15 protein-coding genes and 1 other RNA gene are annotated in these 13,694 nt (G+C 55.2%); 13 read left to right on the forward strand and 3 right to left on the reverse strand.

Annotation, left to right across the window (positions count from 1 at the left end; genetic code table 11):
* Positions 1-244: 244 nt before the first annotated feature.
* The 3 genes from nrdF to nrdH all read right to left on the reverse strand — a co-directional run bounded on the left by nrdF (position 245) and on the right by nrdH (position 3,838).
* The gene (gene nrdF, locus LKE23_RS09430) at positions 245-1,267 is read right to left on the reverse strand and encodes a class 1b ribonucleoside-diphosphate reductase subunit beta (RefSeq protein WP_291977092.1); all 1,023 of its coding nucleotides are present in this window, start codon (positions 1,265-1,267) and stop codon (positions 245-247) included.
* A 67-nt stretch (positions 1,268-1,334) separates the two neighbouring features.
* On the reverse strand, positions 1,335-3,506 hold the full coding sequence (gene nrdE / locus LKE23_RS09435; protein WP_291977093.1) for a class 1b ribonucleoside-diphosphate reductase subunit alpha: 2,172 nt from the start codon (positions 3,504-3,506) through the stop codon (positions 1,335-1,337).
* A gap of 110 nt (positions 3,507-3,616) precedes the next feature.
* The gene (gene nrdH, locus LKE23_RS09440; protein WP_291977094.1) at positions 3,617-3,838 is read right to left on the reverse strand and encodes a glutaredoxin-like protein NrdH; all 222 of its coding nucleotides are present in this window, start codon (positions 3,836-3,838) and stop codon (positions 3,617-3,619) included.
* 245 nt (positions 3,839-4,083) lie between these two features.
* Between nrdH and tadA the strand changes: the two genes are divergently transcribed.
* From tadA to LKE23_RS09505, 13 genes are all read left to right on the forward strand, one after another.
* Positions 4,084-4,584 carry a tRNA adenosine(34) deaminase TadA gene (tadA, locus tag LKE23_RS09445; RefSeq protein WP_291977095.1) on the forward strand — a complete coding sequence of 167 codons (501 nt, stop codon included), beginning with the start codon at positions 4,084-4,086 and terminating at the stop codon, positions 4,582-4,584.
* A gap of 41 nt (positions 4,585-4,625) precedes the next feature.
* Positions 4,626-4,712, forward strand: an RNA gene (gene ffs, locus LKE23_RS09450) — signal recognition particle sRNA small type.
* Between the two features lie 161 nt (positions 4,713-4,873).
* Positions 4,874-6,838: a DNA polymerase III subunit gamma/tau gene (gene dnaX, locus LKE23_RS09455; RefSeq protein ID WP_291977096.1), complete on the forward strand. Its 1,965-nt coding sequence runs from the start codon at positions 4,874-4,876 to the stop codon at positions 6,836-6,838.
* Between the two features lie 22 nt (positions 6,839-6,860).
* Entirely contained in the window at positions 6,861-7,169 is a 309-nt protein-coding gene (locus LKE23_RS09460; RefSeq protein WP_291977097.1) for a YbaB/EbfC family nucleoid-associated protein, read from the forward strand.
* Positions 7,170-7,172: 3 nt separating this feature from the next.
* Positions 7,173-7,772, forward strand: a complete 600-nt coding sequence (gene recR, locus LKE23_RS09465) for a recombination mediator RecR (RefSeq protein ID WP_291977098.1) — start codon at positions 7,173-7,175, stop codon at positions 7,770-7,772.
* Positions 7,773-7,774: 2 nt separating this feature from the next.
* Positions 7,775-8,023: a YaaL family protein gene (locus tag LKE23_RS09470; protein ID WP_291977099.1), complete on the forward strand. Its 249-nt coding sequence runs from the start codon at positions 7,775-7,777 to the stop codon at positions 8,021-8,023.
* Between the two features lie 14 nt (positions 8,024-8,037).
* Positions 8,038-8,691 (forward strand): dTMP kinase, encoded by a 654-nt coding sequence (tmk, locus tag LKE23_RS09475; RefSeq protein WP_291977100.1) that lies wholly within the window; start codon positions 8,038-8,040, stop codon positions 8,689-8,691.
* 12 nt (positions 8,692-8,703) lie between these two features.
* Positions 8,704-9,024: a cyclic-di-AMP receptor gene (locus LKE23_RS09480; protein WP_291977101.1), complete on the forward strand. Its 321-nt coding sequence runs from the start codon at positions 8,704-8,706 to the stop codon at positions 9,022-9,024.
* Positions 9,025-9,037: 13 nt separating this feature from the next.
* The gene (gene holB / locus LKE23_RS09485) at positions 9,038-10,060 is read left to right on the forward strand and encodes a DNA polymerase III subunit delta' (protein WP_291977102.1); all 1,023 of its coding nucleotides are present in this window, start codon (positions 9,038-9,040) and stop codon (positions 10,058-10,060) included.
* Positions 10,053-10,403, forward strand: coding sequence for a DNA replication initiation control protein YabA (locus LKE23_RS09490; protein ID WP_291977103.1), 351 nt, complete (start codon positions 10,053-10,055; stop codon positions 10,401-10,403). Before holB ends, LKE23_RS09490 begins: the two co-directional genes overlap by 8 nt.
* Before the next feature lie 7 nt (positions 10,404-10,410).
* Complete coding sequence (gene rsmI, locus LKE23_RS09495) at positions 10,411-11,277, forward strand: 16S rRNA (cytidine(1402)-2'-O)-methyltransferase (protein WP_291977104.1); 867 nt, start codon at positions 10,411-10,413, stop codon at positions 11,275-11,277.
* 13 nt (positions 11,278-11,290) lie between these two features.
* Positions 11,291-12,046, forward strand: a complete 756-nt coding sequence (locus LKE23_RS09500) for an acyl-[acyl-carrier-protein] thioesterase (RefSeq protein WP_291977106.1) — start codon at positions 11,291-11,293, stop codon at positions 12,044-12,046.
* A 135-nt stretch (positions 12,047-12,181) separates the two neighbouring features.
* Positions 12,182-13,693, forward strand: a complete 1,512-nt coding sequence (locus LKE23_RS09505; protein ID WP_291977107.1) for an exopolyphosphatase — start codon at positions 12,182-12,184, stop codon at positions 13,691-13,693.
* Position 13,694: the final 1 nt, after the last annotated feature.

The following is a 13,694-nucleotide window of genomic DNA, read 5'->3' on the forward strand; positions in this document are numbered from 1 at the left end:
TTCATAATAATATAGGAGATTTGGAAAAGCAAGCGCTTTGTTATTCATTGAGCAATGGTTAAATTGATGTATTCGCTTACAACATTATTGGGATAATGCTTGCACACATAGGAAAAATATTGGTATAAATTTTGGATGCCTGAACTGCATAAAATTCAGTTCATACAGTTATTGAACAATAATTCACATTAAGACCAAAAGAAAACCCGTGCTGCCAATTGAATGGTTACACGGGTCTGTTGAATTAATCACGCGAGTTCTTGTCCTTGCCGGCGTTCGGGTCCTTGATGTTGTAGTCGTCGTCGCTCATCGCTTCGACGGCCCCGAGCCGGTAGCCATTCCCCACCTGACTGAAGAAGTCGTGGTTGGAGGTCGAAGTCGAGATCCCGTTCATGACCACCGGATTGACGTCAGCGGCGGTGTCCGGGAAGAGCGGGTCCTGACCGAGGTTCATCAGGGCCTTGTTGGCGTTGTAGCGAATGAAGGTCAAGACGTCACTGGTCCAGCCGATTTGATCGTACAGCAGGTGGGTGTAGTCTTCCTCGTTGCTGTAAAGGTCGTAGAGGAAGTTGTACATCCAGTCCTTCATGTCCTGCTGCTGCTTTTCGGTCCGCTCGTGAAGTCCGACCTGGAACTTGTAGCCGATGTAGGTGCCGTGAACGGATTCGTCCCGCAGGATCAGCTTGATGATTTCGGCAACGTTGTTCAGCTTATTGTGGCCCAGGTAATAGAGCGGGGTGTAGAAGCCTGAGTAGAAGAGGAAGGTTTCCAAGAAGACGTTGGCAACCTTTTTTTTCAGTGGATCCTCGCTCGGGTCGCGGTACATGTTAGCGATGCGGACGGCCTTGTTTTGGAGGTATTCCTCAGAATCGGACCACTTAAAGATTTCGTCGATTTCGTCAGGAGTATTCAGGGTTGAGAAAATGGTGGAGTAGCTCTTGGCGTGGACGGATTCCATGAACTGGATGTTGTTTAAGACGGCGGTTTCGTGCTTGGTCTTGACGTCCTGCTTTAGGGCGGTCATCCCGGCCTCGGATTGGACCGTGTCCAGCAGGGTCAGTCCCCCGAAGACGTGGCTGACGGTCCAGCGGTGATCATCATCAAGCTCCCGCCAGTCGTCGAGGTCGTTGGAGACGGGGATCCGGGTGTCGAGCCAGAACTGCTCGGTCAGCTTTTCCCAGGTGGCCTTGTCGATCATGTCCGAGACCTCGTTCCAGTTGATGGCTTCATAGCTCTTTAGTGGTTTAAATTCTTGCTCAAGCTTCATTTTGTACTCCTTTAATTATGAATGAACGAATTTGCTCTATCTAGTTTAGCAAGTGCGCACTGGCAAATCAAATGACGCAGCTCTCGCACTGGTTGGCGCCAATTTCATCCTGGTCGTCGGTGAAGGTCCGTACGTAGTAAATGGATTTGATGCCCTTCTTGTAGGCATAGTGGCGCAGAATGTTGAGGTCCCGGGTGGTCATCTTATCGGTCCGCCCGTCCTTCCATTCGTAGAGGCCGGCTGGGATGGTGGAGCGCATGAAAATTGTCAGCGACATTGACTGGTCGACGTGCTGCTGGGCCGCCGCGTAAGTGTCGATGACCCGCCGCATGTCGATGTCATAGGCCGACTTGTAGTACGGCAGGGTGTCATTGGACAGGTACGGAGCCGGGTAGTAGATCTTACCGATCATCTTTTCCTGCCGCTCTTCGATTCGGTTGACGATTGGCGTGATGCTGGCCGTGGAATCATTGATGTAGGCCGTGGAACCGTTCGGGGCAACGGCCATCCGGTAGGCGTTGTAGAGGCCGTCCTTCATCACCTGATCGCGCAGCTTCTTCCAATCCTCAACGCCGGGGATAAAGATTCCGTCAAAGAGTTCCTTGACGACATCGGATTGCGGGCCCCAGTCGCGTTCGACATACTTGGTGAAGTAGGAGCCGTCGGCATAGGCACTCTTGTCGAAGTCGTAGAAGGTTTCGTGGCGTTCGCGGGCGATCTCGTTAGAAGCAACCAGTGACCAGTAGTTGAGGAGCATGAAGTAGACGCCGGTAAATTCGATGGCGACCGGACTGCCGTACTGAATGTGGTGCTTAGCCAGGTAGCCGTGCAGGCCCATGGCACCCAGGCCAATTGAGTGGTAGAGGGCGTTGCCGTGTTCAATCGTTGGCACGACCTCGATGTGTTCGGCATCACTGATCCGGGTGAGGCCGCGGACCATGGCCCGGACGCTCTTGCCGAAGTCGGGGCTCTCCATCATGTTGGCGATGTTGGTCGAACCCAGATTGCAGGAGACGTCGGACCCTAGTTTGGTGTAGGTTTGGTCATCGTTGACCCGGGACGGGATCTGGACCTGGGCAATTTCGGAGCAGAGGTTGCTGATAACGACCTTGCCGTCGATCGGGTTGGCCCGGTTGACCGTGTCGATGTTGATGATGTAAGGGTAGCCGGATTCCTGCTGGAGCTTGCTGATCTCATCCTCGAGGTCGCGGGCGTTGACCTTCTTCTTGTGGATTTCGTCGTTAGCAACCAGCTTGTCGTACTCCGCCGTGATGTCGACGTAGGAGAATGGCTTCCCGTAGACCCGCTCGACGTCGTAGGGACTGAAGAGGTACATGTCCTCGTTCTTCTCGACTAGCTCATAGAACTTATCGGGCACCGTGATCCCCAGTGAGAGGGTCTTCAGCCGGATCTTTTCGTCGGCATTTTCCTTCTTGGCCCCCAAAAATTCGATGATGTCGGGGTGGAAAACGCTCAGGTAGACCACGCCGGCCCCCTGCCGCTGACCCAATTGGTTGGAGTAGGAGAAGCTGTCTTCTAAGAGCTTCATCACCGGGACGACCCCGCTGGCCGCACCCTTGATCTTCTTGATTGGCGCACCGGCCTCCCGCAGGTTGGAGAGGTTGATTCCGACCCCGCCACCAATCTTGGAGAGCTGGAGGGCGGAGTTGATCGTCCGCCCAATCGTGTTCATGTCGTCAGTGGTTTGGATAACGAAGCAGGAGACGAATTCACCGCGCCGCTTCCGCCCGACGTTCAAGAAGGTCGGAGTGGCCGGCTGGTAGCGCTGGTGGATGATTTCATCGGCCAGGTCCATGGCCAATTCTTCGTTGCCGTTGGCCAGGTAGAGGGCGTTCATCGCTACCCGGTCAATGTAGTTTTCCAGGTAGTATTCTTTGTCATTGGTGCGTAGGGCATACTGGGCGTAGAACTTGTAGGCCGCCATGAAGGAGTGGAAGTGGAAATCCTGGTCCCGGAGGTAGGCGTAGAGCTTTTCAATGAAGGCCGGGCTGTACTGGCCCACGAAGCCGCGCTCAATGTAGTCGTTGTCTTCCAGCCAGGCGAAGCGTTCCTTTAATGAAGAGAAGTGCTTCGTGTTTGGTTCAACGTTTTCCTTGAGAAAATCGGCCAGGGCCTCCTTGTCCTTTTCGAGCTGAATCTGGCCATCGCGGGGGATGTTAACCTCGTTGTTGAGGTCGAAGTACTTTACCTTTGTCAGATCAATGTCAGATAATGCCATCTTGCTTTACTCACTTTCTTTGATTTTGGGCAATTTTTATTTTAGACAATTATTTTAGACAATAAAGAAGCCAGGAAGAAAAATCTACCTGGCTAGATAAGTAACGTCTCTTAGGCTAATTGCTGAAGACGGTCTGGACGGAAGCCGGAGAATGCGTTACCATTGGGCAGCTTAACGACCGGGGTTGCCATGAAGCCCTCGGCCTTGAGCTGGGAAACGTATTCCGGCTGTTCGTCGATGTTGTGTTCAATGAAATCAATCTGGTGCTGCTTGAGGAACTTCTTTGTCATCTTGCACTGAATGCAGTCGTTCTTTGAGAAAACAGTTACCATTTTAATCGCTCCTTATGTTCGCTTAGTGATGTTATCTAGTATAGCGGGAAATAAGGAAAAATCAATCGAAAAACTACCACATGTTGTGACTTGTTTTTAGTGAAACGCGACATGTGGTAGCAACGACGGGTAATGGAAATTGTGAAACTTTTTAAACCGACTAGTGACTAATCACTAGATAAAGACTAACAACATATTATACACTTGAAAAGGCAAAAAGTGTTTATCAATTATGGAGAAACTTTATGGAAGAGGAAAAAAATCATCGTCATTACATGCGTGAAGCAATCCGTGAAGCAAAGCGGGCGCAAATCCTGGACGAGGTCCCAATTGGCGCGGTCGTGGTTCATGACGGCCAGATTATTGGTCGCGGTCACAACATGCGGGAAAAGTTTCAAGACGTGACCTACCATGCCGAAATGCTGGCAATTATGGAGGCCTGCACGACCCTGGGCAGCTGGCGGCTGGAGGATTGCGACCTGTACGTGACCCTGGAGCCCTGCATCATGTGCAGTGGGGCGATCATCAACGCCCGGATCAAGAACGTTTATTACGGGGCCGCTGATCCCAAGGCGGGGGCAGTCGACAGCCTCTACCACTTACTGAACGATTCGCGGCTCAACCACCAGGTCAACGTTCATAGTGGACTGTTGGGGGATGAATGCAGCCAAATGCTAAGGGACTTTTTCCGGGCCATCCGCAAGAAGCGCAAGGCGGCTCGGAAAAAACGTCGGGCAAAGGGCTAGCAATTATGGGCAAAGTAGTGTACTATAATATTTGCCGTAAGGCCTTAGAGCAAGGTTGCACTTACGAACCGTGTCAGGTCCGGAAGGAAGCAGCACTAAGTATGAAGCAGCTTGTGCTCTAAGTTTGAGAGATAATCAGTGAGGTTCGTGATAAGGGTATTCTTATCGCGGGCCTCTTTAATTTTATGGTAAGATTAAATTTAACTATTTCAAAACAGATCGATCCCCATTGGGAAGGAAAACTTGTATAATATTGAAAGTAGTTTGATTTTGAGAAAGGAAGGTTAGCGTGAGTTACCAGGCACTATACCGGGTTTGGCGTCCCCAGCGTTTCGACGAGCTTGTCGGTCAGCAGATCGTCACCCAGACGCTGAAAAACGCCATCATCACCCACCAGATCAGCCATGCCTACCTCTTCGCCGGACCGCGGGGCACCGGGAAGACTTCGGCGGCCAAGATCTTTGCCAAGGCGGTTAACTGTCACCATTCTGAGGATGGCGAACCCTGCAACAAGTGTGAGATTTGCAAGGCAATCACCAACGGCCAGCTCAATGACGTGATCGAAATTGATGCGGCCTCCAACAACGGGGTTGAAGAGATCCGGGACATTCGTGACAAGGCCAAGTACGCGCCAACCCAGGCCGACTACAAGGTCTACATCATCGACGAAGTCCACATGCTGTCGACGGGGGCCTTCAACGCCCTGCTGAAAACCTTGGAGGAACCGCCAGCCAACGTGATCTTCATCCTAGCGACGACGGAGCCGCACAAGATTCCGTTGACGATCATCTCCCGGGTTCAGCGCTTCGACTTCCGGCGGATCTCCGCCCAGGACGCCTTTGACCGGATGAAGTACATCCTGGATCAGAAGAAGGTGGACTACGAGGAGAAGGCCCTCTGGGTGATTGCTAACGCCGCCGAGGGTGGAATGCGGGACGCCCTTAGCATCCTCGACCAGGTATTGTCCTTTAGTGACAACCAGGTCAAGCTCGACGATGCCCTGCTGGTGACCGGCAGCGTGACTAAGCAGCTGTTGAAGAAGTACTTCCTGGAGGTGGCGCACCAGCAGAGTGCCGCCGCCCTGGATACCATGCAAAAGATTCTCAGTGAAGGGAAGGATGGTCAGCGCTTCATCGAAGACCTGATCGCCTTTATCCGCGACGTCCTGCTCTACCAGGAGTCACCGAAGCTGATCGTGGTTGCCAGCACCGGCCTCAAGGATGAGGACTTTCAGGAGCTGAGCAAGGCGGTTGACGCGACGACCCTCTACCAGATGATCGATGAGCTCAACGACATTCAAGAGGAGATGCGCTTTACTACCCACCCCGACGTCTACTTGGAGGTCCTGACGGTCAAACTCTGCCAGATCAGGTCGACAAACCAGAATCAGGCAGTCGGGCCAGCACCTCAAGCACTAGCGGCTCAGGAGCAGGCGGCCCAGCCAAACCTGGCGGCCAACCAGACGATCCAGCAGCTTCAGCAAGAGATTCAGCAGCTCCAGCAGACGGTCAAGAACCTGTCCGCCAATCCGGGACCCCGGGCCGGCGCTAAGCCGAGCAAACCCCGGGTCCCTCAGCGCAACGTGCAGGTGAACCTGAACCAGGTTTATCCGGTCTTGGGTGCCGCCACGCGGAAGGACCTGGTGAACATCCAAAACCTCTGGGGCGACATGCTCAACCACCTGACGGTTCCCCAACGCTCGCTCCTCCACGTTTCCAAGCCGGTGGCGGCTAGTGACAGCGGGGTGATCGTCGCCTTTGACTACGCCTTTCTCTTTAAGGAAGCGACGACCGACGAAAACCTGACTACGGCGATGGAACAAGCCCTACAAAGCCTGATGGGGACGGAGCACCGGGTCGTCTTCGTGCCGAAGAACAAGTGGCCGCAGATTCGCCAGACCTACATCAAGGAGCACGGCCTGGACAAGCGGTCCGCCCGGCCAAAGGCGGTTGCTAAGCCTAAGCCAAGCCCGGCGGCCGCACAAACCCAGCCTCAGCAGGACGTGACGACCACCACCCAACCGAGCCCGGCCACGGCAGCGACGACCACGTCAACTGCCCAGCCCCAGCCAACTCCGACACCGTCATCAGCGGCGCCATTGCCGGAGGAGCCACCGTTGCCTGATGAACCACCGGCTCCGGAAGACGAGACGGCTCCTCAAGAAACGGCGACTGCGGGCGATCGGCCGACGGATCCGGTTGCGGCCGCCAAGCAATTGTTTGGCGATGACATTGTGAAGATTGAAGATAATTAAAATAGTAAAGGATGATTGAATTATGATGCGCGGAATGAACATGCAACAGATGATGAAGCAGGCCAAGGCAATGCAAAAGAAAATGATGGCCGAACACGAGGAACTGACCAAGCAGGAATTTGTCGGCAAGGCCCCCGATGACATGGTAACTGCCACCTTCACCGGTGATAACAAGCTGGTCGACCTCAAGATCAACAAGGAGGCCGTTGATCCCGACGATATCGACATGCTCCAGGACCTGGTCGTTGCCGCAATCAATGACGGTATCAGCAAGGTTAATGATGCCACGCAGAAGTCCCTGGGCAAGTACACCAACGGGATGGGGATGTAATCCATGCAGTACCCGGAACCCCTTGCCAAGCTGATTGAGAGCTACACCAAGCTCCCGGGAATCGGACAGAAAACGGCAACCCGGTTGGCCTTTTACACGCTGGGCATGGAGGATGACGACGTGACCAATTTTGCCAAGTCGCTTCTCTCCGCCAAGCGGGACCTGCATCCCTGCAGCATCTGCGGCAACATCACCGAGGACGATCCCTGCCCGATCTGCAAGGACAAGACCCGTGATCGTTCCCAGATCCTGGTGGTGGAACAGTCCCAAGACATCATGGCGATGGAGCGGATGCACGAATATCATGGTCTCTACCATGTCTTAGAGGGCGTGATCTCGCCCGTTGCCGGAACCGGCCCGGAGGACATTAACATCACCAGCCTGTTGAAGCGGCTGAAGGCCAACGACGAGGTCAAGGAGGTCATCATCGCCACCAACGCCTCCGCGGATGGGGAACTGACGGCCGGATACTTGGCCAAGCTGATCAAACCGGCGGGGATCAAGGTCACCCGCCTGGCCCACGGGCTTTCGGTCGGGGCCGACATTGACTACGCCGATGAGATGACGCTTTTTAAGGCGGTTCAAGGACGAACGGAGATGTAATTATGCTGTTTAAGCATCCAAAACATGAAATTGAAAAGCAGCGCGACCAGCACCTCTTGAGCACGATCTATGCGGTCAAGGGCAGCTGGGACCATGCCAAGGAGACGGAGCGGGCGGTCTACGAGGCCAACGTCAGCTCTGAGCTTCACGACCGGGCCCACATGCAGGAGCAGAAGTACCTTTACCTGTACCGCCTGGCGCGCAAGTACCACGTTCACGGCCAGCTCAACCAGGGCGTGATTGGCCGCTAGAGGGGATGAAGGCCATGAAGGGAAAATTTATTTCTTTTGAAGGGTCCGATGGTGCCGGAAAGACCAGTGTTCTGCGGGCAATCCGGGCCGACCTGGAAAAGCAGTTGGGAGATGCAGCGGTCATGTACACCCGGGAGCCGGGCGGTGACCACATCTCGGAACAGATTCGCCAGATCCTGATGGACAGCGAGAACACCGCCATGGACGCCCGCACCGAGGCGCTGCTCTTTGCGGCGGCCCGGCGCCAGCACGTGGTCGCCGACCTCAAGCCGGCCCTGGCGGCGGGGAAGGTGATCCTGTGTGATCGCTACGTCGATAGTTCGATTGCCTACCAGGGAGCGGCCCGCCACCTTGGTGAGCAGGAGGTCTGGCAGATCAACCAGTTTGCCATCGACGGACTGATGCCGGAGTTGACGATCTACCTGGACATCCCGACCGAACTGGGCTTAAAGCGGATCGCCACCCACCGGACGGATGAGGTCAACCGTTTGGATAAGGAACAGCTGGACTTCTACCACGCGGTTCGCCATTCTTACCTGCGCCTGGCGGAGAAAGAACCGGCGCGAATTAAGACGATTAACGCCAGCCAATCCCTTGACCGGGTGATTGCCGACGTCAAGGCCGCCATGCACGCCAAGTTTACCGATCTATTTGCCAATGAATTCTAAGAGGTGATTACTATGAAGATGCTCGTCGTGATTGTCCAATCCAAGGACAGCAACCGCCTGCGCAAGGCACTGACCGCCGCTAATATTCAGATGACCCAGCTTTCCACGACCGGGGGCTTTTTGCGTGAGGGCAACGCCACTTTCCTGATTGGAATTGAGGATGACCGGGTCCAGGATGTCCTGGACGTGATCAAGAAGAACGCCAAGTCGCGTGAACAGTACATCACGTCACAGATGCATGATGTCGAGGGCGGTTCGGCCTTCCCGGTCAACGTCAAGGTCGGGGGCGCCACCGTGTTCGTCCTGCCGGTTGATCAGTTTATCAAATTCTAAGTGAGGGATTAGCGTGACAACGAGTGCACAGCCACGGGCAGAACAGCTTCAGCCTCAAGTCGTTGAGCGATTAAAGCAGGTTTTAAATCATCATGAACTGGCCCACGCCTACCTGCTGGTGGGACCCACCGGCTCGGGCAAGGGAGAAATCGCGCGGTGGCTTGCCCTGCGCCTTTTCTGTCTGCACCCGGTGAACAATGAGCCGGACCTAACCTGTGCGGAGTGTCAGCGGATTCTGACTGGCAACCATCCAGACATCGTGACGGCCGCGGCCACGGGGCGGCAGATCAAGGTTGACGAGATTCGCCACCTGAAGGCCGAATTTACCAAGAGCGCGATGGAGGGCGACCAGAAGATCTTCATCATCCGGGACGCGGAGAAGATGACCACCGGGGCGGCCAACAGCCTGCTCAAGTTCATCGAGGAGCCCGGCCCGGGAGTCTACATCCTGATGCTGACTAGCAACAAGAGCGCCGTCTTGCCAACGATCCGCTCCCGGACCCAGGTAATCGAGATGCAGCCCTTGCCGCGAGCAGCGCTCTTAGAAGAGCTGGCCAAGGCAGAGGTGCCACTTGAGCAACGGTCCGTGGCGGTCGGCCTGACCGACTCGATCACTGAGGTGCAGAATTGGTGCCAAGACAATTGGCTCGGCCAAGCGATTGCCGGCGTCAGTAAATGGTACAATCAGGTCAGCCAGGGGAACATGTTGGCCTTTGTCTCGGTCCAGACCGTAATTCAAAAGCTGGCCACGGATCGGGAGAGGCAGCAGGTGCTTCTCGACCTGATCACCCTGATTTGGCGTGACACCCTCCTGGTAGCCAACGGCATTACCGGTGATGACCGCTTGCACTTCATCGGCGCCCAGTCGCAATTGCAGGCGGTGGCCGGCCAGTACACGATGGCCCAGCTGCTAGCGGTCAGTCAGCTGACCCTGGGGATTCGCCACCAGCTCAGCCAGAACATTAACTTTCAAAACATTGTTGAACAATTGACGATTCAGATCGTCCAGACCTTGCGGGGGCAAAAGCATGAGTGAACAAAAAGCAAATGAGAATATTTATGACCGCTTTGCCCAGGTGACCAAGCAGACCCGGGAATTGGTGGCCAACATGGAGCAGCTGCAGAATCAGATTACCGAGGTTCTGGAGCAAAACGTGGAGCTTTCCATCGAAAACGACCACCTGCGCCAAGCAATCAAGAAGATGAAGGATGCCAACGGGGAACCGCAGCTGTCGGGCTCACGGCAGAACTTAAAGGAGCTCTACCAGCAGGGCTTCCACGTCTGCAGCGAATACTTCGGCAAACGACTGGCCCCCGGCGAGTCCTGTGCCTTCTGCACCGACGTGATTTTCGGCCATGATCCGGACCAAGCAAAGTAGGTGAACCATGCAACAGATTAGCAGTTTCAAAAATCAAACGGGGGGTTGCCTCTACCTGGTACCAACCCCGATTGGCAACCTTGATGACATGACTTTTCGGGCGATCAAAACCCTCCGTGACGTCGACCTGATCGCCGCCGAGGACACCCGACACACCCAGCAGCTGCTCAACCACTTTGAGATCAGCACCCGGGAGATCAGCTTTCACGAACACAACACCGAGCAGCGCATCCCCGAGTTGATCGCCAAGCTCAAGGACGGGCAAAAGATCGCCCAGTGCAGCGACGCGGGGATGCCGTCGATTTCGGACCCCGGCAAGGAGCTGGTGGCCGCGGCGGTCAAGGAGGGAATTCCGGTCGTTCCACTGCCGGGTGCCAATGCCGGGCTGACGGCACTGATTGCCTCTGGCTTAGTTCCCCAACCCTTCTACTTTTATGGCTTCCTAGAGCGCAAGCACCAGCAGCAGGTGACCGCCTTAGAAGAACTGGTCAACCGGCCGGAGACGATGATCTTCTACGAGGCCCCACACCGCCTGAAAAAGACCCTGGCGGCGATGGCCGAGGTCTTTGGAGACGAGCGACCGGCCGTCCTCGCCCGGGAGTTGACCAAGCGCTACGAAGAGTTCAGCCGGGGAAGTCTCGGCGAGTTGCGGGACTGGTTTGAAAGCCACGAGGCCCGGGGCGAATTTGTCGTCCTCGTGGCGGGGAACCCGCATCCAAATAAACAAGAAGACGAGGGTCGGCCCCAATCGCTTCAGGAACAGATCGACGCGGCGATTGTCGACGGCCTGTCGACCAACGCCGCTATTAAGCTGGTGGCCAAACGTAACGGGATCAAGCGTCAGGACCTCTACAAGCAGTACCACAACCTCTAGGAAGGGGATTCGAATGGATTTACAACAAAACAAGCAAACCTATGAAATGCCCCACCTGTTGACCTATTACGAGTGTGACGATACCGGTCGCCCCAGCCTCAGCATGGTATTGAGCATGATGACGATGGTTTCCGATGCCCACAGCATGTCACTGGGGATGGATACCGCGACGGTGCAGTCCACCGGGGGTGCCTGGGTGATTACCGCCTACGAGGGGGAGTTCACCAAAGAGCAGCCAACCTTTGGCGACACCGTGATCCTGGGGACCCGGGCCCTAGCTTATAACCGCTTCTTCGCCTTGCGGGAATTCTGGCTGACCGACCCGGACCACCGGATCAAGTACGCCCACTTCCGGGCCAACTTTGTCTTCATGAATCTGGAGAAGCGGCGGTTGATGTCGATTCCCGAAGAACTGATCAGCCGCTTTGACTCGCCGCAGGAGAAGCGGCTGCCCCGCCTTGCCCAGCCCGCTGAAGTCACGGAGCCGGCCAAGGAGCAGGAGTACCGGGTGCGCTACTTTGACATCGACGTTAACCACCACGTCAACAACGCCCGCTACTTCGACTGGCTGCTGGATCCGCTGGGGAGCCAGTTCTTGCGGACTCACCACCTGACCAGAATGGCGATTAAGTATGAGCACGAGGTTCGCGAGGGTGCCACGGTCACCAGTCGCTGTCAGGTGCTTGACGAGCCAGGTCAGCTGACCAGCCGCCATGCGATCGTGGTGGACGGTCAGACCTGTGCCCAGGCCGAATTTCACTGGGCCTAAATAATTAGTAAAAGAAGTCATTTCGCGTGAAATGGCTTCTTTTTTATTAATATTTGGTCCTTTCGCTGTGGTGGCGGAGGTGAATGTTCTATAATTAACAATAGATGAAGAATTATCAAGATAGGAGTGGTTGGCGTGAAGAATTCATTGACTGCAGTGATTTATTTGGAGCCTGACCAGGTAAGCCTGCGCATCTTGGAACTGCCCAAGGGCCGGGTGATTAATGACGTCCGTTCGGGAGAACTGATGGTTGGCAGGGGCAACATTGCCAACTATGCCCAAAACATGGAAGCCATTGTGAACAACCTGGAGGGCTTCAAGCAGCTGCTGAAAGATTATCAAGTTGAAGACGTTCATTTCTACGGGGCAATTGAGGACCTTGATCCGGTCGACGCCCGTTACGTCGGCGATCAACTGGAGGTCCGGACCGGCCTGAAGGTACAGTGGCTCAACAACAACCAGCTGATGGCCCAGACGATGGGCTGCGTTGTGACCACCCTGCCTGAATTCAAGGAATTAAGCAAGCACTGCCTGTACCTGCTGACGCTGGGGCTGGACACGGTAACGCTGGCCTTCTTCCACCACGGCAATTTTGAAAAGCAGTGGGACCTCGATCTCGGGGGTGCCAAGATCAGCCGGCTCGTCCAGCGGCTCCGGCAGACGACCACGAACCCGCAGGAAATTATTCAGGACTACATCAACTCCAAACTGGAGTACATTTCACCTGAACTGAAGCGGAAGAAGCGGACGGTGCTGCTGATTCAAAACGCACCGGTTCTCAACCATCACTACATTCCACGTGGTGAGCACCTGGCAGAGGTTCCCGAAGCACCATTGGACAAGGTCGATCAGGAATTGGGCATTCGGCCGGGCAGCCACGGCGCTTGGATCAGCAGTGCGCTGACTGATGCGGAGCGGCGGGTTAACCTGCCGAACTACCTGGTCATTGCCCGGACCGCCCACCTGGTTCACCCGTTGAGCATCTACGTTACCGATATTTCGATGATGGATGGGCTGGTCAACGGGACGATCGACGCGGGCGCCCAGAGTCAGATCAATACGATGATCCGGACCTCGGCCGACGACATTGCCCAGCGTTACGGGATTGACATGGCCCACCAGGAGTTCGTGACCAAGTTTGCCTGCCAGTTCTTCGACCAGTTGCGGCCGATTCACCGGTTGGATAACCATGCCCGCCTGCTGCTGGAGATCGCCAGCAAGGTCGACGACATCGGGAACTTCATTAACCAGAAGGGCCACTACCGGCACTCAGCCTACATCCTGGAGGCTAACCCACTGATCGGACTGTCGGATAAGGATAACCAGATTATCGCCGAGGTGGCCCGTTACCACAGTGCCGAGTCGCCAACGGCCACCCAGGCCCACTATCGGCACATGGACGACGACATTCAATTGACGGTGGCCAAACTGGCGGCCATCCTGCGGTTAGTTGACGCACTGGATGACTCACGCCAGCAGAAGATCTCGGCCATTAAGTTAAAGCTGACGAGCGACCAGGTATTGAAGATCAAGGCCACGGCTAACGACGACCTAGTCCTTGAAAAGTGGTCATTTAGCAAGAAATCCAAGCTATTCAATGACGTCTTCGGCATTCAGCCGGTATTAATTGAGAGGGGCGAAAACTAAC

This window comes from Limosilactobacillus sp., from assembly GCF_022482365.1.
Lineage (GTDB): Bacteria > Bacillota > Bacilli > Lactobacillales > Lactobacillaceae > Limosilactobacillus.